This is a genomic window from Brevundimonas sp. GW460-12-10-14-LB2 (assembly GCF_001636925.1).
Taxonomy (GTDB): domain Bacteria; phylum Pseudomonadota; class Alphaproteobacteria; order Caulobacterales; family Caulobacteraceae; genus Brevundimonas; species Brevundimonas vesicularis.
Map to the genome: position 1 here is coordinate 606,158 of NZ_CP015511.1, position 19,114 is coordinate 625,271.

General features: G+C 67.8%; 16 protein-coding genes and 1 tRNA gene. 7 read left to right on the forward strand and 10 right to left on the reverse strand.

What is annotated here, in order from left to right; translation table 11 throughout:
- The first annotated feature begins 48 nt into the window (after positions 1–48).
- Entirely contained in the window at positions 49–591 is a 543-nt protein-coding gene (locus tag A4249_RS02860) for a hypothetical protein (RefSeq protein ID WP_066550862.1), read from the forward strand.
- Complete coding sequence (locus A4249_RS02865; protein WP_066550865.1) at positions 591–932, forward strand: arsenate reductase family protein; 342 nt, start codon at positions 591–593, stop codon at positions 930–932. The genes A4249_RS02860 and A4249_RS02865 overlap by 1 nt, the downstream gene beginning before the upstream one ends.
- Positions 933–953: 21 nt before the next feature.
- On the opposite strand, the gene A4249_RS02870 is transcribed toward A4249_RS02865, so the two are convergent.
- The 4 genes from A4249_RS02870 to A4249_RS02885 form a co-directional block, all read right to left on the reverse strand.
- Positions 954–5,192 (reverse strand): translocation/assembly module TamB domain-containing protein, encoded by a 4,239-nt coding sequence (locus A4249_RS02870; protein ID WP_066550870.1) that lies wholly within the window; start codon positions 5,190–5,192, stop codon positions 954–956.
- Positions 5,189–6,979 carry an autotransporter assembly complex protein TamA gene (locus A4249_RS02875; RefSeq protein ID WP_017504101.1) on the reverse strand — a complete coding sequence of 597 codons (1,791 nt, stop codon included), beginning with the start codon at positions 6,977–6,979 and terminating at the stop codon, positions 5,189–5,191. Before A4249_RS02875 ends, A4249_RS02870 begins: the two co-directional genes overlap by 4 nt.
- Positions 6,980–7,023: 44 nt before the next feature.
- Positions 7,024–7,287 carry a hypothetical protein gene (locus A4249_RS02880; RefSeq protein WP_066550875.1) on the reverse strand — a complete coding sequence of 88 codons (264 nt, stop codon included), beginning with the start codon at positions 7,285–7,287 and terminating at the stop codon, positions 7,024–7,026.
- 73 nt (positions 7,288–7,360) lie between these two features.
- The gene (locus tag A4249_RS02885; protein ID WP_197458444.1) at positions 7,361–8,449 is read right to left on the reverse strand and encodes a CaiB/BaiF CoA transferase family protein; all 1,089 of its coding nucleotides are present in this window, start codon (positions 8,447–8,449) and stop codon (positions 7,361–7,363) included.
- A gap of 88 nt (positions 8,450–8,537) precedes the next feature.
- Between A4249_RS02885 and A4249_RS02890 the strand changes: the two genes are divergently transcribed.
- Positions 8,538–8,614: transfer RNA gene (locus tag A4249_RS02890), tRNA-Lys, on the forward strand.
- A 45-nt stretch (positions 8,615–8,659) separates the two neighbouring features.
- Here the strand turns inward: A4249_RS02890 and A4249_RS02895 are convergent.
- Complete coding sequence (locus A4249_RS02895; RefSeq protein WP_156494618.1) at positions 8,660–11,089, reverse strand: PAS domain-containing protein; 2,430 nt, start codon at positions 11,087–11,089, stop codon at positions 8,660–8,662.
- A gap of 112 nt (positions 11,090–11,201) precedes the next feature.
- On the opposite strand from A4249_RS02895, the gene A4249_RS02900 reads away from it, so the two are divergent.
- The gene (locus A4249_RS02900; protein ID WP_066550884.1) at positions 11,202–11,741 is read left to right on the forward strand and encodes a hypothetical protein; all 540 of its coding nucleotides are present in this window, start codon (positions 11,202–11,204) and stop codon (positions 11,739–11,741) included.
- Between the two features lie 3 nt (positions 11,742–11,744).
- Here A4249_RS02900 and tgt read toward each other — a convergent pair whose 3' ends face one another.
- From tgt to A4249_RS02915, 3 genes are all read right to left on the reverse strand, one after another.
- A complete protein-coding gene (gene tgt / locus A4249_RS02905; RefSeq protein ID WP_066550885.1) occupies positions 11,745–12,857 on the reverse strand; it encodes a tRNA guanosine(34) transglycosylase Tgt in 1,113 nt (370 codons plus the stop codon).
- A complete protein-coding gene (locus A4249_RS02910) occupies positions 12,858–13,331 on the reverse strand; it encodes a hypothetical protein (protein ID WP_066550886.1) in 474 nt (157 codons plus the stop codon).
- Between the two features lie 63 nt (positions 13,332–13,394).
- Positions 13,395–14,153, reverse strand: coding sequence for a tRNA1(Val) (adenine(37)-N6)-methyltransferase (locus tag A4249_RS02915; protein WP_082854031.1), 759 nt, complete (start codon positions 14,151–14,153; stop codon positions 13,395–13,397).
- Positions 14,154–14,351: 198 nt separating this feature from the next.
- On the opposite strand from A4249_RS02915, the gene A4249_RS02920 reads away from it, so the two are divergent.
- The gene (locus A4249_RS02920; protein ID WP_055753370.1) at positions 14,352–15,293 is read left to right on the forward strand and encodes a polyprenyl synthetase family protein; all 942 of its coding nucleotides are present in this window, start codon (positions 14,352–14,354) and stop codon (positions 15,291–15,293) included.
- Positions 15,290–15,925, forward strand: a complete 636-nt coding sequence (locus A4249_RS02925; protein ID WP_066550887.1) for a squalene/phytoene synthase family protein — start codon at positions 15,290–15,292, stop codon at positions 15,923–15,925. Before A4249_RS02920 ends, A4249_RS02925 begins: the two co-directional genes overlap by 4 nt.
- A 1-nt stretch (position 15,926) precedes the next feature.
- Here the strand turns inward: A4249_RS02925 and A4249_RS02930 are convergent, their stop codons facing one another.
- Positions 15,927–16,418, reverse strand: coding sequence for a MarR family winged helix-turn-helix transcriptional regulator (locus tag A4249_RS02930; RefSeq protein WP_066550890.1), 492 nt, complete (start codon positions 16,416–16,418; stop codon positions 15,927–15,929).
- Positions 16,419–16,484: 66 nt separating this feature from the next.
- Between A4249_RS02930 and A4249_RS02935 the strand changes: the two genes are divergently transcribed.
- Entirely contained in the window at positions 16,485–17,690 is a 1,206-nt protein-coding gene (locus A4249_RS02935) for an MFS transporter (protein WP_066550893.1), read from the forward strand.
- Positions 17,691–17,709: 19 nt separating this feature from the next.
- Here A4249_RS02935 and trmFO read toward each other — a convergent pair whose 3' ends face one another.
- On the reverse strand, positions 17,710–19,104 hold the full coding sequence (gene trmFO, locus A4249_RS02940) for a methylenetetrahydrofolate--tRNA-(uracil(54)-C(5))-methyltransferase (FADH(2)-oxidizing) TrmFO (protein ID WP_066550896.1): 1,395 nt from the start codon (positions 19,102–19,104) through the stop codon (positions 17,710–17,712).
- Positions 19,105–19,114: the final 10 nt, after the last annotated feature.

Below are 19,114 nucleotides of genomic sequence, written 5' to 3' on the forward strand. Positions count from 1 at the left end.
TAAGTCATCGCCGATCACCGCTAGGTTCCGCTCGAAACGAGGGCCCCAATGCAACGCAACAAGATCGACCTCTGGCTCCGCGCCATGAACCCGCTGAAGCTGCCGCGCGGCATGGCCGAGGCCCAGCGTTCGGCACGCTCGATGGTGATCGGCCTGGTCATCGCCCTGATCGTCGGCCTGATCCCGACCTGGTGGATGTTCACCTCGGGCTGGTTCGAGACGGCGATGAGCGCGGAGTACGCCAAGATGGGTCTGTCGGCGGATCAGTTGGCCATGCAGCAGGAGATGATGAAGGTCATCTGGCCGTTCGCTATCGCCTCGGGCGCGATCTTCTCCGTCCTGTTCTATGGCGTCGTGGCGGTGGTTCAGTGGCGCATGATGACGCGCGCCATCCCGATCATCATGCTGGCGTTGATCGCCTATAGCGTGGTGGCCAATCTGGGGATGCGGCTGCTGGGGACCCTGCCATCGCCGGACCTTCCGCTGTGGATCAACCTGACGACCTGGCCCGCCATCATCGTGTCGGGCGTGATCTATGTCGCGTCGCTGCAGGGCGCCATGCTGCTGCATCGCTTGAAGCAGGAGGCGTGATGTCGGTCATCCTTTACGACAATCCGAAATGCAGCACGTCGCGCAACGCCCTCGCCATGCTGCGCGAGCAGGGCGTCGAGCCGACGGTCGTCGAATATCCGAAGACCGGATGGGATCGCGAGACGCTGGAGCGATTGGCGTCCAGAACCGGCCTCGGTTTGTCCGGCCTGCTCCGCAGGAAGGAGGCCGACGCCAAGGTTCTGCTGGACACCGGCGCAGATGACGAAGCCATACTGGCCGCAACGATCGACCAGCCGATCCTGCTTGAACGTCCGATCGTCGAAACCGACAAGGGCGCCGTGATCTGCCGTCCCGTGGAACGGGTCCTAGAGGTTCTCTAGCGACAGATCCGACGGGGCGGCCTACCGGTTCCGGCCGCCCCGGTTCGGACGACGGTCGCCCGCCTCGCGGCTTTCGTGACGCCAGCGGATCGACAGGCTTGTCTGGCCCTGGCCGCCGAACTGCGAGGCGATGGCGACGTTGCGCCGAGGCTGCCATTCGACCTTGACCGCCGCGCCGTTCTGACCGCCGCCGATGACCTCCAGATAGACGTCGTCGGTGATGTAGCGACCGCCCGCAACGGTGACCGCAGAAGCGTCGCCGCCGAACGACAGCCGGTCCAGGCCCGCCAGTTCGCGCAGGTTGCCGATCACGTCGAACCCGCCGCCGCCCGCCAGGGCCGCGACCCCGGCCGCCAGCTGCGCCGCCTCGAAGGCCGACAGCTGCGACGCCGACCGTCCGAACAGCACCTGCGACAGGATTTCGTCCTGGGGCAGGGACGGGGTGGAGGTCAGGGCGATCTTCGGTTCGGCGGCCGTGCCGGTGACGTTGATCGAGGCGGTCAGTGCCGCGTCCTCGCGCGTCGCCGCCAGGTTCAGACGGATCTGCTTGGGATCGGTCGACAGGGTGACGCGCCCGGTGTCGTCGAACACGAACCGCTTGCCCGCGAACTCATAATCGCCGCGCACTACATTGGCCGTGCCGGTCAGTTGCGGCTGGGCGATCGTGCCGCGCACCCGGGCGTTCACGTCCAGGATCACGTTCAGGCCGCGACCGTTGACCCGCACCTTGCCGCCGCTGGAACGCAGGACGATGTCCATGCCGATCTGCGGACCGCGCGCCTTCTGCTCGGTCTCCTCCGGATCGCCGCCGGGACGATTGATCTCGACCACATCCATCGAGACGATGCCGGTCGCGCCGGGCAGTTCTGGTTCGATCTTGGCCTCGTCGATGTCGATGCGGCCGCCCAGCTGGATGTTGCCGTCGGCGCCGCGAACGATGGTGATCGGGCCCGAGGCGCGCGCCTCGGCGATATCGTTGTCGATAACCCGGAAGCGGTTCAGCATCAGTTGCGCGTTCGATCCGGAGCCTTGGCGCAGACCGATACGGCCCTGGCCGGACACCGTGCCGCCTTTGCCGTCGTTGGCCGTGAAGGTCTCGATCTGGGCGGCGGTGTCGTCGAAGCGCGTCCGCAGCGTCAGGTCGCTGAGCACCAGACCGACCGCGTTTTCGCGATAGGAGCCCTGGCTCAGATCGAACCGGCCGTTCAAACGCGGTGCGTTCAGCGTCCCGCCGATCGTCGCCTGACCCGCCACCTGACCCGCCAGGCTGCGGTCGCCGCCCAGGAACAGGTCCCAGATCGGCTGGATCTGCCCGTTGATCGACACCCGGCCCGACATTTCGCGCGTCCGGGCGATGGCCAGGCGCAGCGGCGCGGCCGAGGCCTCGACCGGCAGGACGACGTCAGCCGAAGCCTGAACCGCGCCCTCGTCGACCGCCGTCGCCTTGATGCTCAGCCGGTCGCCCGCCAGGGTCGCGTCCACGCGCCCATCGACGGCCAGGCCGCGCGGCGCATCAATGCTGCGCACGTTTTGAAGGGCGATATTGGCCGTACCCGACAGGTCGCTGCCGGCGCCGCGCAGGGCGACCTGACCCGTCACGTTGCCGCGCAGTTCGGGAGAGATCGAGCCCAGATCGACCCGCGTCAGGTCGGCCTGGATCGCGGCGCCGCGCGCATCCTGACGCAGGTCGGCCAGCAGCACGCCGCCGCCCACGCCCAGATCCAGATGCGCCGTGCGCGTGGCGCCGTTCAGGGTGATCGAGGCCGGGCTTCGGGTCGTGAACGCCACCTCGCGCACCCGGCCGCCGCCGCGCAGCGTCAGACCGTGGGTCGTGTTCTGCCGGGAATAGACGCCCGTGCCGTTAAACTGGGCCGGGTTGGGGCCGCCCACGTCCACCGCCAGGGTGAAGGGCAGGTTGTTCAGCGTGCCGCGCCCGTCCAGATCGAGATTGCGAATGATCCAGCTCTGACCCGCCAGCCGGACGTTGCGACCGCTGACGTCCAGAATGGCGCTGTCCGATCCGCCGCCGTCGGTCAGCCGCACCCGTCCGTTGGCTTCGCCTGAAGCCAGGAAGGCCCCGGCCCGCGCCGAGAAGGTCAGGTCCGCGCTGGAGGGAATGCTGTCGGACAGGGCGATGGCGCCCCTGGCCGTCACGCCGCCGGCGTCCACGTCCAGATCGCTCAATCGGATGCGCTTGCCGCCCAGGAAGAAGTTGCCCGACGCGCGCGCCGGACCATAGTTCGAGCCGCTGACCACCGAAATCCGACCGTCCGACGCATCCGCGCCCTTGCGGAAGCTCAGCGTCAGGTCGGCGTTGTTCAGCGTCAGAGCGCCGGCCGTCACCTGCTGGAAGCCGGCGGTCAGATCGACGCGCGGTTGGGCCAGGGTGCCGGTCAGGGCGCCGCGTCCGTTCATGTCGCCGCCGATCTCGACCGGCCCGGCCGCGAACGGACCGCGCGCGTTCCAGTCCAGCGCCAGCCTCAACTTGCCGGCGGTTTCGATAATGCCCTTGGCCCCCGCGCGACCGGCCGCGCCGGTCAGTTCACCGCGCTCGACCTCGATGCGTCCGCCGTTCAGCTTGCCGGCCAGTTGCAGGCGCGGGGTCTTGCCGAGCAGGCGATCCAGTTCGTCCAGACCCACCGTCAGATTGCGGCCCCGTCCGTCGAAGTTCAGCACCCATGGCGCGCCGGCCCGCGCCGACGAAGCCCGGATCGGACCGCCGAAGGCGCCGCGCGCATCGGGCAGCACGCGCCTGGCGTCGGTCAGTTGCGCCTCGCCGCGGAAGTTCATCCCGCCCAGCAGATTGCGCGAGCCCGAGCCGTTCAGCGTCAGGCCCTGGCCCTGCAGATCGACCTTGGTCAGCAGGATGGCACCATCCTTCATCCGCGCCGCCTTCATCTGCACCCGCGGGGCAGGACCCAAGAGGCCGCCGATGATGCCTTCGCCCGATCCGCCGTTCGCGCGAATGTCGCCGTCCAGATCGATGCGGCCGTTCTTGACCGCGACGTTCAGCGGTCCGGCGATGCGAGTGGCGCGATAGCTGGCCACATTGGCGTTCAGCAGGGTGACCTGGCCGTCCAGCGTCCAGGTCTGGGCGTCGCCCTTGAACAGGCCGGAATAGGCCGCTGGTCCCGCCACATCGGACCCGACCAGCCGGCTCAGCGAGGCCGTCTGAATGTTGAGGCTGATTCCATCGGGCGAACTGCGATCGGAGTTGCGGATCAGGCCGCGCGCCTCGGACTGGACGTTGTCGGAAATCAGCTTCCACGCCACGCCCTGGCTGGCCTTGTCCGGCGTAGGAACCATGGCGAAGCCGAACCGCGCGGTGCGGCCGATTTTGGTGACGAAGGGCGCCAGCAGGTCCGAGTTGCTGAAGTCGGCGAAGCCCGCGACGCGAGAGCCCTTGTCGCCGAAATGGCCCTGGACGATCAGGGGGACGAACTGTCCCGTCTGAACCCGCGCATTGACGACATCCGCGTTCAGAACCGCGACCGCCGAGAACGGCTGATCCGGCGAATAGCCCAAGGCCCCCGCCAGCGGTCCGCCCTGAGCCTCATTGGCGCGCAGGTTCAGGCGCGTGTCTTCCAGCTTGCCGCCGAAGGTCGCCGCCAGACGCAGGAAGTCGCCCGGCCGGTTCAGGCTGTCGGCGTTGACCGTCGCGCTCTTGGCGCCGGCGCGTGGCAGGCTGGCGTTCCCCGACAGGCTCCAACGGCCGTATTCCTTGGAGAAACCTTCCATCAGTTCGATGTTGGCCGCGAACTTGTCGATGCGGACAGAGATCGGCTGAGGGCTGGGCGGTTCGCCAGTGGGCGGCTCGACCACGGGCCGACGCAGGACGCGAATGGTCTCGGCCTTGATGTCGTTCGCATGGAAGCTGCGGCCCAGCAGGGCCAGATACGACCAGTCCATGCTGAGGTTCTTCGCCTCCAGCCAGATGCCCTGACTGTCGGCCAATGTGATGCGGTCGATGGTGAAGTCGCTGAGTAGATCGCCCTTCAGCCCATAGACCTTCAGCCGGCCGTAGCGGCTGATCTTCAGATCCTGAAGCCGTTGCAAAACCATGTCGCGACCGCCGTCCGAGGCGATGTAGTAACGCCCTCCGACCAGGGCGGCGGCGATCAGCACCAGCAGTCCGGCCACCACCACGCCCACGCCCAGAGCGATGCGTCTGATCAGCCCGCGACGCGGCTTGGCGGGCCGCGCGGCCTTGGCCGGCGTCGTCGCTTCTTCAGGCGTGGCTTCGGGCGGTGTATCGGTCAAAACGCCTGCCCGATGCTGATGTAGATCTGGAAGGCCGAGTCGCCCTCACGTTTGTTCAGCGGCATGGCGACATCCGCCCGTATGGGCCCGAACGGCAGCATGTAGCGCACGCCCACGCCCGCGCCGTAGCGCATGTTGGTCAGGTTCGGCGTCTCCTGGAAGCCCACGGACCCGGCGTCGACGAAGGCGACCGCCTGGAAACTCTGACCGATCGACTGGCGCACCTCGAACGAGGTTTCGAACAGCGACAGACCGCCGCGCGGCGTGCCGTCCGGCAGCTGCGGATTGACGTTCTGGTACGAATAGCCCCGCACCGAACCCCCGCCGCCGGAATAGAACAGACGGTCGGCCGGCACGTTCAGCTCGCTGCCGCCGACGATGGAGCCGATCTTCATGCGCCCGGCCAGGATGGTGCGATCACCCGCGACGGGGAAGTAGGCGGTGCCTTGCGTTTCGGTGCGCAGGAACAGGATGTTGCTCTCGCCGGTCACCGCCGTCGGCTGAACCGCCAGATTGACCCGCCAGCCCTTGGTCGGGTTCAGCGGATCATTGGAGCGGTCGATATAGGCGCTGGTCCGCGCGGTGATGATCGCTAGATCGCGGTCGAAGGTCACGCGCTGCGGGGGCAGGGTGGTGAAGTCGTAGCGGGTCTCGCTGTAGCGCCCGGCGTCCAGCCCGATCCCGTAGTTGAAATAGGAGGTCTTGCCGATCCGCTGTTGCAGGTCGGCGTACAGAACCACGGCGGTGCGCAGATAGGCGTCGGTGTCCTCGTTGACGACCGCCGCGCCCAGCTTCAGCGTCCGGCCGGGCCGACGCCAGTGGGGCAGTGACAGGTCGGCGCCGATCCGGCTGTCGATGTCTGCCAGCCGCGCTTCCAGCCTCAGCGTGTCCGCGCGGCCGAAGCGGTTGTAGCGGGTCTGGATCACGTCCACGCCCGCGCCCTCCGCCGTCGACCAGGTGGCGCCGGCTTCCAGCACGCGACGGGGGCGGTCTTGCAGGCTGACCACCACGGGGCGATGACCGTCGGCGGTAATCTGGTCCAGTGGCGACAACGCGACGCTGACGCCGTCATAGACGCCGGTGTCCAATAGCCGGCGTTCCAGCTCCGCGACCATTTCGGGATCGTAGCGATCGCCCTCGTTCCACGGCGCAAGGCCCGCGACCCAGGCGGGATTGGTGCGGCCCTGGCTGGTCAGACGCACGCCGTCCAGACGCACAAGCGCGCCAGATGCAATGCGATACTCCGGCGCGACGGTGAAGGCCGCGTGATCCACCACTACACGGCGCGGATTGGCCTTGGCGTCGGCATAGCCGTCACGCACCAACGCCGCCACGGCCCGACCTTCGCCGGATATGACGTCTGCCGCTCTACCTGGATCGCCCGCCTTCAGCGCGATCGCAGTCTTGGCCTTGTCCGCCGCCTCGGCCTCCGGCGCGGGGTCGGCCCACTGGATCGTCGGATCGGTCAGCAGGAAACGGCGCCCAGGTTCGACCGAAACCACTGCGATCGGCGTCTCCTCACCCTCGACGATGTCTTCGACGACCGGTTGATAGTAGCCTTCGGACCGCAGCAGGGCGGTCGCCGAGGTCACGGCGCTCTCGGCGCGACGACGGGCCTCGAAGCGGCTGGCCGGCGCGCCGTCAACCTCGCCCACGGCCCGCTCCAGCGCCCGCCGCAGATCGCCGTCCATGTCGCCCCGGATCTGCGCGCGGGGTTCCGCCGCCGCTGCATGGGCGCAGGCCGAAAACGCCGCGAGGGCGACCAGCAGGGTAGGCCTGAACGTCAAACTCGATCTTTCGTCAAAAGGACGCCCCCCGGCAAACCTGTTCGTCAGTAGAACAGCGTCTCGCTCTCGGGCTGGACCGACTGTTCGGACGTGCGTTCCTCAGGCGGAAGCGTAGTCGACGGCGGAGGCGTGGGCGTCGGGTCCTGCACCTCTGGCGCAGGCGGGGGGGCTTCTTCCTTGACCGGCGGAGGCGCCGGCTCGACCGACATCTCGCCATAGTCGTCGTCAGAGCGCGAAGGACGGTCGTCGCAGGCCGACAGCGCGAGCACGCTAGCGGCGGCGGCCAAGACAAAAATCGAGCGTGTCATGAAAGTCCCCGGTCTCCGCCGACCAAACGCCTGTCGCGCTAAGCTGTTCCCTTAACGCCGAAATCTGCGTCGGTCATCCTGCGTGATCGGACCATTTTGTGACCATTTGATCTAAGGTCAGTTCGGATTTGGGGGAGGGCGCAGCAACTACGCCGTCGAAACGGGGCGCGGGTTGCGGCAGGCCGCTGTGGAATGTTCCTCGCGCCTGATTGTGCGGATGAGCCGGCGCCTCGGCCAGGCCCAGCACGGGCGTGACACAGGCTTCCGTCCCGGCGAAATGGGCGCTCCAGTCGTCGCGGTCTCTGCTCGCAAACAAGGCCGCAAACCGCGCTTGCAGGGCCGGCCAGGCGGCGATGTCGTATTGAACCGCGTCAGCCGGATCGATCTCCAAGCCGGCCAGCAGCGCAGCGTAGAAACGCGGCTCCAGCGCCGCCACCGCCACGAACCCGCCGTCGCGACAGGCGTAGCAGCGATAGAAGGGCGCGCCCCCGTCCAGCAGGTTGGCTCCGCGCTGGTCGCTCCACAGCCCCCGACCCCGCAAGGCTTGGAACAGACCGCCCAGCAGAGCCGCGCCGTCCGTCATGGCTGCGTCCACCACGCGTCCCTGGCCCGTCGTCCTGGCCTCCACCAGCGCGGCCAGCACCCCGACCACCAGCAGCATGGCCCCGCCGCCGTAATCGCCGACTAGGTTCAACGGCGGGGAGGGCGGACGATCCGCCTCGCCCATGGCGTGCAGCACGCCCGACAGGCCGATGTAGTTCAGATCATGCCCGACCCCATTCGCCAGCGGCCCCGTCTGGCCCCATCCCGTCACGCGCCCAAACACCAGCGCGGGCTTTCGCGCTTGGACAACGTCGGGACCATAGCCCAGCCGCTCCATGACGCCGGGTCGAAAACCTTCGATCACCGCGTCGGCCCCATCGATCAGCTGCAGGATGCGCTCGCGATCGGCCGGTGATTTCAGATCGACTGGAACGGCCGCTCGTCCCCGATGCAGGACCTCGCCTCCGACCTCGTCGAAGACAGATGGTCCGGCCGAGGCGTCGCGCGTCAGCCGCACAACCTCCGCTCCCAGGTCCGCCAACATCATTCCGGCGAAGGTGACCGGCCCCAAGCCGTCGAATTCGATGATGCGGACGCCATTTAATGGTTTCATGCCCAATGAGTAGCAGACCGGGTCTTGACCGGAAGGCCGGATTACAACAGAAGGCGCCCTTCGACGGTTCGGGCCAGCCCGGACGTCGCGCGGTGCGTCCTTAGCTCAGTTGGTTAGAGCATCTGACTTTTAATCAGAGGGTCCTCGGTTCGAGCCCGAGAGGACGTACCATTTAAAGCCCGCTTCGGCGGGCTTTTTGCTGTCCGGGCCTTGCCTTCAGTGGGTCGCGAAACGACCAGGCGCAGTCGCGTCTGCCGCGATCGAAGCGTTCGATTTGTCGAGATACTTTGACAGGGTGGCGACCAGGGCAGGCAGTTGCAGCGGCTTGGCCAGATGGTCGTCCATGCCGGCGTCGCGGCACAGCTGGATCTGATCCGGCTGAACATTGGCGGACAGGGCGATGATCGGCAGTCGGCGTCCGCCGCCGTGCTCGATACGGCGAATCTCACGCGTGGCCGTCAGGCCGTCCATGACCGGCATTTGCATATCCATAAGGACGAGGTCGTAGACTTCGGACTGCACCGCATGCACCGCCTCGGCGCCGTCGCTGGCGGTGGCGACCTCCAGTCCCATGCCGACAAGGATGACACTGATCAGTTCGCGGTTGGCCGGGGCGTCGTCGGCGATCAGCACGCGGCCCTCAGGCATGACGCTGAGGCGCGGTCCCTCGGCCTCCGATCCGCCCTCGGCGATGTGCAGCGGGACGGTCACCTTGAACGTCGATCCCAGGCCGGGCTGGCTCGTGACGACGATGTCGCCGTCCATCGCCCGCGCCAGTCGCCGCGAGATCGCGAGCCCAAGGCCGGTGCCGCCGTAGAGCCGGGTCGTCGACCGATCCGCCTGCGAGAAACGTTCGAACAGATGGGCCTGGGTCTGGGGGCTCATGCCGATGCCGGTATCGGTCACCTCGGCCGTCAGACGCCATGCGCCGTTTGCCTCCAAAGCTCCGCCGACCGACAGACTGACCGAGCCCTGGCTGGTGAACTTCACGGCATTGCCCAGCAGGTTGAGCAGGATCTGTCGAAGACGGGCCTGGTCGCCCATCAGGCAGTCCGGCATGTCCGGCGCCAGGTCGACGTGCAGCGCCAGACCCTTGGCCAGACACTGGGCCTCCATCATCTGGACCGTCTCGTGCGCCAGGGCGGCCGGGTTGAAACGCTGCGGCTCCAGCTCGATCATGCCGGCTTCAAGCTTGGAATAGTCCAGCACGTCGTTGATCACCGACAGCAGGGCCTCGCTGGCGGTGGCGATGCGCGCGACATAGCCCTTCTCGGCTTCGGGCAAGGCCTCGCTGGCTTTCAGCAGGTTGGAAAAGCCGATGACGCTGGTCAGAGGCGTGCGCAGTTCGTGGCTCATGTTCGCCAGGAACTCGCTCTTGGCGGCCGCCGCCGCCTCCGCCCGGTCGCGCGCGGTGACCAGTTCGTCGGCCAGGATCTTGCGATCCGTCATGTCACGGATGACCACCACCACCTCCGACGGCTTGCCCGCCTCGGCGGCCAAGGCGCGGAAGGTGCATTCGACCCAGACGATTGAACCGTCGCGATGAAGGGCCCGGTGCTCCAGGCGGCAGGGCTCCTTGGTGTGGATGGTGCCCAGCACGGCCCGGGTCACCATTTCCCGATCGTCGGGATGGACATAGTCCATGGGCCGGCCGTTCATCTCTTCGGTGGTCCAGCCGAGCAGGCTTTCGATCGCCGGCGAGATGTATTTGCTGGTGCCGTCCGGGCGAACGCGGGTGATCACATCGCCGACGTTTTCGGCCAACAGCCGATAGCGCGCCTCGTCACGCTGAGCGCGGGCGATCTGGGCCTGTTGGTCTGTGATGTCCTGAAACACGCCGTAAAGGACCTTCACGACCCCGGCGTCGTCACGTTCGGCGCGCGCCTGGGTCAGAACCGTGCGCTCCTCGCCATCGGCGCGGATCAACCGAAGACGCATTTTGTAGCCATCGCCAGTTTCGGCCGAATGCGCGATTGCCGCCAACAATCCGGGCCTGTCGTCGGGATGATAGCGGTCGATCGCCGAATCGACCTGCGGATCGAAGGTCTTGCGATCCAGACCGTGGATGCGGAACACCTCGTCGGACCAGTGGACCTTGCCGCTGGCCAGTTCCAACCGCCAATGACCGACCCCGGCCATGTTTTCGATCAGCTCCAGCGTGCCGTGGCGCTCATCGCTGACGCGACCGACTTCCAGCGACGCCATGATGTCCTCGGCCATGGCGCCCAGCGTGCGCAGCGTCGCGATCTGGGCGTCGGTGGGATGAGGGCGGGGTTGGCGATCCATGACGCCGAACGCCCCCAGCGGCTGACCGTCCGGGCCGCAGATCGTCACGCCGGCGTAGAAACGCAGATTGTAGGGGGGCGCCACCAGGAAATGATTGCGCGCTGCGGGGTCCGCCAGGCCGTCTTCGACCACCAGGACGGCGCCCTTGCCCTGGCGCAGCAGACGGTCGCCGAGGGTGCGTTCGCGCGGCAGGCTTCGAACCAGTTCACGATCGCTGCACCACAGGACGGCGTTGTCGCCGCTGACCAGGGTGACGACGGCGGCGGGCGCATCGAAAACAGTGCAGGCCAGTTCCGTAAGACGTTGGAACGGACCAGCAGGGGCGTCCAGGGCTTCCAGGCTCTTGGCGATGTAAGGCACGACCGAACTCCAACGACCGGTCAAAGTGACCTAAAATCAGAGAATTCTTCGTTACCGACCGCTTCCGCCGCTACGCTTTAATCACCAGCCGAGGCGTGGTCTAAGCCAACCCATGAAACGCCTTCTTCTCGCAGTCAGTTTTGTTGCGCTTTCCGGTTGCAATGCCGGTCGGTCGGCGATGGGCGGCGCCGAACAGGTCGGGGCGGGCTTCGCGGCGGCGGCGACGGCTCCGCTGGAAGACTTCAACCTGCGTCGTCAGATGATCCCGACGGTGCTGCTTCAGGCCGAAGCCAATCCCTACGACCTGCGCAATCTGAATCAGTGCACGACCATCGGCGCAGAAGTCGCACGGTTGGACGAGGCGCTGGGACCCGATACGGACGAACCGCCGCGTCAGGACGGCTCTTATCTCAGTGAGCGGGCGGCGGATGCGGCGGCCAAGGCGGCGTTGAACGCCATTCGCGACACGACGACCGACTTTATTCCCGGTCGCAACTGGATCCGCCGGCTGAGCGGTGCCGAACAGCATTCAAAGCACGTTCAGTCGGCCATTCAGTCCGGCCGGATGCGCCGCGCCTTCCTGAAGGGCATGGGCATGCAGCGGAACTGCGCGCCGCCGGCTGCGCCCAGCTGGTTCAGACCGCACCCTTAGGCGTCAGCCGTTTGACGTGTGGCGGGCGTGGAAGTCGCGCCTGAACTGCTCGAACCGGCCCTCGGAAATCGCCGCGCGCATGGCCGCCGTCAGCGCTTGGTAAAAGGCGATGTTGTGCCAGCTCAGCAGCACCTTGCCCAGGATTTCGTCGGCGCGGATCAGGTGGTGCAGATAGGCCTTCGAATACGACGATGACGGGCCGTCGATGGTTGGGTCCAGCGGGTCCTGATCCTCGGCGAAGCGGGCGTTCTTCAGGTTCAGCGGCCCGTCCCAGGTCCAGGCCTGACCGTGACGGCCGGCGCGAGTGGGCAGGACGCAATCGAACATGTCGACGCCGCGCCAGACCGCCTCGACCAGGTCGACCGGCTTGCCCACGCCCATTAGATAGCGCGGACGGTCGGCCGGCAGCATTTCGGGCGCATAGTCCAGCACCTCGCACATGGCTTGGTGGCCTTCGCCGACCGCCAGACCGCCGATGGCGTAGCCGTCGAAACCGATTTCTTGCAGTTGCTCCGATGACTGGCGGCGCAAGTCCTCGAAGGTCGACCCCTGCTGGATGCCGAACAGGGCCTGGTTTTTACGCTCGCCGAACCGGGTCTTGGACCGCGCGCCCCAGCGGATCGACAGCTCCATCGCCTTTCTGGCTGCATCCTTCTCGGCCGGATAGGCGACGCACTGGTCCAACTGCATCGAGATGTCGGCGCCGATTCGGTCGGCCTGGATTTCGATCGACCGCTCGGGCGTCAGAACGTGTTTGGAGCCGTCGATGTGGCTGGAGAAGGTCACGGCCTCCTCCTTCACCTTGGATATGCCGGCCAGGGACATGACCTGGAACCCGCCGCTGTCGGTCAGGATCGGCTTGTCCCAGCCCATAAACTTGTGAAGCCCGCCCAGACGCTCCATCCGCTCGGGGCCGGGGCGCAGCATCAGGTGATAGGTGTTGCCCAGCAGGATGTCGGCGCCAGTCGCCTTGACCTGATCCACCGTCATCGCCTTGACCGTGGCGGCGGTGCCGACCGGCATGAAGGCCGGGGTGCGGATGTCGCCGCGCGAGGTCTTCAGCACCCCGGTGCGGGCGCGGCCCTCGGTGGCGGAAATCTGGAAGGGGAAAGGCATTCAGGCGATCAGTCGTTCAAGCTGTTCGACACGCGCCAGATCCTTTGGGCGGCCGAACAGGCGATACAGGGCGATGTGGTCCCGGATGTCCGGGACGAACAGGGGCGTGTCCTCGACGAAGACGCGGCGACGCGAGCCGAAGGCGACTGGCGTCCAGTCGCCGCCGTCGCGTGTCTCCAGATCGGCCATGACCTCGACCAGGACCGGCTGATCCGGCGCGCGCCCGAAGACGGCGGAGCGGAACAGACCTTCGCCCGGATCGGGTATCACCACGCCGCCCAGCGCGCCCAGCAGGTTGCGCGCATCGCGCGGCGCGCACAGCACGTCGATGTCGGGCACATGGATGTCGGTCAGGCCATAGAGCGCCATGGCCGCCCCGCCGAAGATCCACCACGGCTCGCGCAGGTCGCGCGCGGCCTCGCCGACGGCGATCAGGCCGTCTTGAAGATCATGCGGAAGGTCGTCGGGTGACACGGGGCGGGCTCGATTTCGTCAGGAGGCGGCATTTAGGCGTTCCGGTCGCGATTGACCACCCGATCACCATCCCAGCGACGCCTCGCCGCGCAGGATGGCCTCGGCCTGGGAGGTGTGCTTGCCGCCCTCGCGGTCGTGCAGGATCAGCGGCGGCAGCAGCCGCAGCGGCGCGCGCCCGGTCTTGATGGCGTGCACCAGCACCCGCTTGGCCGGCTCGTCCGCAAAGGGATGGATGGGCCGCACGGCGAACGACCCCGCCTTTTCGCCCAGTAAAGCCAGCAGATCGGCCAGTCGGTCGGCGCGGTGAACGACCACGATGCGTCCGCCTTCCTTCACCGCCTTCAACAGGAAATCGGTCCACGCCTTCAGCCCGTCGTCGGCCATCCAGGCGCCCCGCTTGCCTTCGGCAGGGGCGCGCAACGCCGTGGCGTCATCGAAGAAGGGGGGATTGGATATGGCCCAGTCGGCTGGCTCCACGCCGAGGGCCCGAAACCCGGCCGCCACGTCGCCCTGACGAATCATAGCTGATCCAGCTGCGCCGTTCAGCGCCGCATTCTCGGTCGCCAGCGCCGCCATCGCCGGATCGCGCTCCACGCCCGTCAGGGTCACGCCGGGCTGTCGCGCCGCGATTTGCATCAGGACCGCGCCCGCCCCGCAGCCTGCCTCGATCACGCTCTGGCCCGCCTCGGCCGGGACCGCCGCCGCCAGCAAAGCCGCATCCATCCCGGCGCGATAGCCGCGCGCGGGTTGACGCAAGCGCACCCGGCCGTTCAACAGGCCGTTCTCGACGATCGTCGTCGGCAGGGTTTCGACCGGCTCCAAGCCTCAATCTCCTTGACCCTCAAGGGGTCGAACATCATTGTGCGCCGCAACTCGCGGGGGCAAGCCGGCCCGGCCGCAAAAAGCCATTCCCGCGGCCCGCCGCGCCAGTGAAAGAGTATTCGTTTGGACGTCGCCATCGCCGCCGCTCACCGCCCGAAGGGGGACGTCAACGCCCTTGTCCGGCTGGCTGAGGTCGATATGGCGGCCGTGGACGCCCTGATCCTGGATCGGATGCAGTCGGACGTGCCGATCATTCCGAAACTGGCCGAACATCTGGTGTCGGCGGGCGGAAAGCGTCTGCGTCCCCTGATGACCGTCGCCGCCGCGCGCGCCGTGGGCGCGACGGACGACATCGTGGCACCGCGCAAGCTGGCCGCTGCGGTCGAGTTCATTCACACCGCCACTCTCCTGCACGACGACATCGTCGATGCGTCCGAACTGCGTCGGGGCAAGGTCGCGGCCCATCTGATCTGGGGCGCCCCGACCAGCGTCCTCGTTGGCGACTTCCTGTTCGCCCGCGCCTTCGAACTGATGGTCGAGACGGATTCGATGCGCGCGCTGGGCATTCTGGCCGAGGCGTCGCGGGTGATCTCCGAGGGCGAGGTGCTGCAGCTGACGCGCGCCCACGACCTGAACCTGGACCAGGCCACCTATCTGCAGATCATCTCGGCCAAGACCGCCGAACTGTTCGCCGCCGCCGCCGAGGCGGGCGCGGTGGGCGCCGGCGCCGATCCGGCTGCGATCAAAGCCCTGCGCGACTACGGCATGGCGCTGGGCATCGCCTTCCAGCTGGCCGACGACGCCCTGGACTACGGCGCGACGGCCGAGGCCCTGGGCAAGAACGCCGGCGACGATTTCAACGAGGGCAAGGCGACCCTGCCGCTGCTTCTGGCCGTCGCCCGCACGCGCGGCCGCGAGGAAGCCTTCTGGGAGCGCACCGTGACCAAGGGCGAGCGGACGCCCGAAGATTTCACCCGCGCGCGCGAGCTGATCATCGGCTCGGGCGCCATCGGCGCGACCCTGGATCTAGCCGGCGACTATGCCGATCAGGCCAAGGCGGCCCTGTCGGTCCTGCCGTCCAGCGACTGGCGCGCGGCGCTGGAAGACCTGGCCGATTTCGCGGTGTCGCGCGCCGCTTGACCGAGACTGCGGATACGCTCGACCAACAGGTCCGCACTGCCGACCTCGACCGCTGGCTGTCCAGCCGCCTGGTCGCGGATAACCGCGTCCGCGCTGACCTGATCACGCTGTACGCCTTCGAAGCCGAGCTGATGACCATCCCCACGCGCGTGACCCAGCCACTCCTGGCCGAGATGCGCTATACCTGGTGGGCGGAACAGATGGACGGTGTCTTCGCCGGCGTGCCGCGCAAGGGCCATCCGGTGCTGGAGGCCCTGACTGATCTTGTCGCGCGTCACGGTCTGGACCGTGCGCCGTTCGACGCCTTGATCGACGCCCACATCGGCCGCGTGCGCGAACAGCCGCACGATCTCGACGCCTTCTACGTCGGCCCGATGCAGGTCGCGACGCGTGTGCTGGCAGGGCAGGGGCATGACGCCGCCGTGGCCGATGGGGCCCGCGTCTGGGGGCTGACGCAGACCGGCCGGCGCCAGGAGGCGGCGTCCCTGAAATCCGCCGCCAATGGGGCGCTGAAACGCCTACCGCCTGCTGGCTTCCCGGCCGTGGCTCACGCCGCCCTGACCGATCCAGACCGGCCGGAGCCGTTGAAGCGGCTGCGCCTGCTGTGGGCCGTGTTGCGCGGCCGGATCTGACCTAGCCGTTCAGGCCGGCGATCAAGCGGGTCAGCAGGGCGTTCAGCGTTTTCTGATCGTCTCGCGACAGGCCGCTCAAGGCCTCTTTGGCCGTCTCCTGGTGGCTGGGCATGATTGTCTCGATCAGGTCGAAACCCCTGTCCGTCAGACGGACCAAGGTCGCCCGTCGGTCGCTGGGATGCGGGCGCCGCTCGACCCAGCCCGCCTTTTCCAGCCGATCGATCCGAGCGGTCATGCCGCCGGACGACATCATCGCCGCCTCGAACAGAGCGGTCGGCGTCAGGCCCTCGCGTTCGCCGGATCGACGCAGCGTCGCCAGCACATCGAACTCGCCGTGTTGCAAACCATAGTGCGCGAACAGCGGCGTCTGGCGCTCGCGGATCACCAGTTGCGACGCCTCGTTCAGGCGTCCCAGCACCTCCATCGGCAGCATGTCCAGGTCGGGGCGTTGCACAGCCCATTGGGCGGCGGCGCGAGAAGCTCTATCGGGCATGGTTATCTTGACAGCGAGATACTTGAGGTCGAGAGACTAGCGTGATTTTCAGTCGGAGTCCCCATCATGACCGCACGATCTGACGCCACGCCCGCGCGCGGCGCCTCGCTGCTGTTGCTGGCGGCCATCGTCGCCCTGGCGCTGAATCTGCGGCCGGCGATGGCGGCGGTGGGGCCGCTGCTGGATCTGATCGAGGCCGCGACGGGCATGGGTTCGACCGCCGCCAGCCTGCTGACCACCTTGCCAGTGCTGATGATCGGTCTGGGCGCCCTGTCGATCCGGCCGTTGCGTCGTCGGTTGGGCGAGCGGCGCGGGATCTTGCTGGGCGCGCTTCTGATCGGCGGGGCCTGCCTGGTGCGGGTGGTGTTGACCGGCGCGACCGGTCTGATCGCCAGCGCCGTGGTCGTAGGGGTCGGCGTCGCCTTGATCCAGGCCTTGGCGCCGGTCGTCATCAAACGGGCCTTTCCCGCGCAGTTCGGCACGGTCATGGCGCTCTACACCACCGGCATCATGGGCGGCGCCGCCGTCGCGGCGGCCACGGCGGCCGGTCTGGCCGAGACGATCGGCTGGGCCGGGACGCTGGCCTTGTGGAGCGCGCCGGCCTTTGTCGCTGCATTGGTCTGGCTGGCGGCGTCACGCGACCCTGCGGCCGAAGAGCCGAACCGCGCCGCGGTGATCGAGGCGACGGACCCCGAGCTGCCCTTCTGGCGTCAGGGGCGGGCGTGGCGGCTGATCCTGATCATGGGCCTGGGGACTTCGGCCTATACATTGATGCTGGCCTGGCTGCCGCCCTTCTACATCGACCTGGGCGAGCCGAGGGCCACGGCCGGCTATCTGCTCAGCGGCATGACCGCTGCGGAGGTGACGGCCGGCCTGCTGGTGTCGCTGACCATCGGGCGCTTTGCGGATCGGCGCGGACCGATCCTGACGGCGCTTGCGCTCGCCCTGGCGGGCCTGGCCGGTCTCGTGGTCGCGCCCCTCAGCATGGCCGTGCCGATCGTGATCGTGCTGGGCCTCGGCATCGGCGCGATCTTCCCGCTCAGCCTGATCCTGGCGATGGACCAAATCGACGATCCCGCCCGTTCCGGCGATCTGCTCGCCTTCGTTCAGGGCGGCGGCTACATCATCGCCAGCCTGTCGCCGCTGGGCGCCGGCCTGCTGCGCGACCATTTGGCCGACCTGACCCAGGCCTGGGTGCTGATGGGCGTGGGCGGCATCTTGCTGGGCGCAATGACGCTGGAGTTCCGGCCGGGCTTGCCCAAACTGCGCTGAGCGGCCCGACCCTCAGAAATCAGCCCGCGCCGCGCCAGGCCTTGAGGCTTTCCATCGCCCGGAGGCTCATCAGGCGCTTCTTGGCCCGGCCGCGTTCCTTCAGCGGGATCTTGACGCCGGCCTCGTCGACCTTGGGCGCCTCCAGCGGCGGCAGCAGGCCATAGTTGATGTTCATCGGCTGGAACTTCGATCCCGCCAGATGCCCGCCGGTGATGTGCTCGACCAGGGCGCCCATGGCGGTCTCGGGCGGCGGCGGGGCCAGGTCGCGACCCAGCGCTTGCGCGGCGGCGAGGCGGCCGGTCAGCAGGCCCATGGCCGCGCTCTCGACATAACCTTCGACGCCCGTCACCTGACCCGCGAAACGCAGGCGCGGCATGGCCTTCAGCCGGAGCTGCTTGTCCAGCAGTTGGGGACTGTTCAGATAGGTGTTGCGGTGCAGACCGCCCAGGCGCGCGAACTGGGCGTTCTGAAGCCCCGGTATCATGCGGAAGATCTCGGCCTGCGCCCCGTGCTTCAGCTTGGTCTGGAAGCCGACCATGTTGAACAGGGTTCCCAGCGCATTGTCCTGGCGCAGCTGGACGATGGCGTAGGCCTTGACCAGCGGATCGCGCGGATTGGTCAGGCCGACCGGCTTCATCGGGCCGTGCCGCAGGGTCTCGCGACCACGCTCGGCCATGACCTCGATGGGCAGGCAGCCGTCGAAATAGGGGACGTGTTCCCAGTCCTTGAACTCGGCCTTGGGACCGCTCAGCAGGGCGTCGATGAAGGCCTCGTACTGCGCCTTGTCCATCGGGCAGTTGACGTAGGCGGCGGCGTCGCCGCCCGGACCTTCCTTGTCATAGCGCGACTGTCGCCAGGCGATGCCGAAGTCGATCGAGTCGGCGTGAACGATGGGGGCGATGGCGTCGAAGAAGCTCAAGGACTCCTCGCCCGTCGCCTTCAGGATGGCGTCGGCCAGGGCGGGGGAGGTCAAGGGGCCGGTGGCGACGATGACATTGTCCCATTCCTGCGGCGGCAGGCCGGCGATCTCTTCGCGCACGATGGTGACCAGGGGGTGGGCGGTCAGTCTGGCGGTCACCGTCTGGGAAAAGGCGTCGCGGTCCACGGCCAGGGCGCCGCCTGCCGGCACCTGGTTGATGTCGCCGCAGGCCATGATGATCGAATCCAGCGCCCGCATCTCGGCGTGCAGCAGACCGACCGCATTGAACTGCCAGTCGTCCGAGCGGAAGGAGTTGGAGCAGACCAGCTCGGCCAGGCCATCGGTGTGGTGGGCGTCGGTCTTGACGCCGGGCACGCCGCGCATCTCGTGCAGGATGACGGGCACGCCGGCCTGGGCGATCTGCCAGGCGGCCTCGGAGCCGGCCAGGCCGCCGCCGATGACGTGGATGGGGGAAGGAGAGGGGGAAGCGCTCATCGCGGCCTTC

What these genes read in the sequence shown, in the direction of transcription:
- A4249_RS02860 (WP_066550862.1), top strand. Translation starts at nt 49, where the DNA reads ATGCAACGCAACAAGATCGACCTCTGGCTCCGCGCCATGAACCCGCTG.
- A4249_RS02865 (WP_066550865.1), top strand. Translation starts at nt 591, where the DNA reads ATGTCGGTCATCCTTTACGACAATCCGAAATGCAGCACGTCGCGCAAC.
- A4249_RS02880 (WP_066550875.1), bottom strand. Translation starts at nt 7,287, where the DNA reads ATGACACGCTCGATTTTTGTCTTGGCCGCCGCCGCTAGCGTGCTCGCG.
- A4249_RS02900 (WP_066550884.1), top strand. Translation starts at nt 11,202, where the DNA reads ATGAAACGCCTTCTTCTCGCAGTCAGTTTTGTTGCGCTTTCCGGTTGC.
- tgt (WP_066550885.1), bottom strand. Translation starts at nt 12,857, where the DNA reads ATGCCTTTCCCCTTCCAGATTTCCGCCACCGAGGGCCGCGCCCGCACC.
- A4249_RS02920 (WP_055753370.1), top strand. Translation starts at nt 14,352, where the DNA reads ATGGCGGCCGTGGACGCCCTGATCCTGGATCGGATGCAGTCGGACGTG.
- A4249_RS02930 (WP_066550890.1), bottom strand. Translation starts at nt 16,418, where the DNA reads ATGCCCGATAGAGCTTCTCGCGCCGCCGCCCAATGGGCTGTGCAACGC.
- A4249_RS02935 (WP_066550893.1), top strand. Translation starts at nt 16,485, where the DNA reads ATGACCGCACGATCTGACGCCACGCCCGCGCGCGGCGCCTCGCTGCTG.
- trmFO (WP_066550896.1), bottom strand. Translation starts at nt 19,104, where the DNA reads ATGAGCGCTTCCCCCTCTCCTTCCCCCATCCACGTCATCGGCGGCGGC.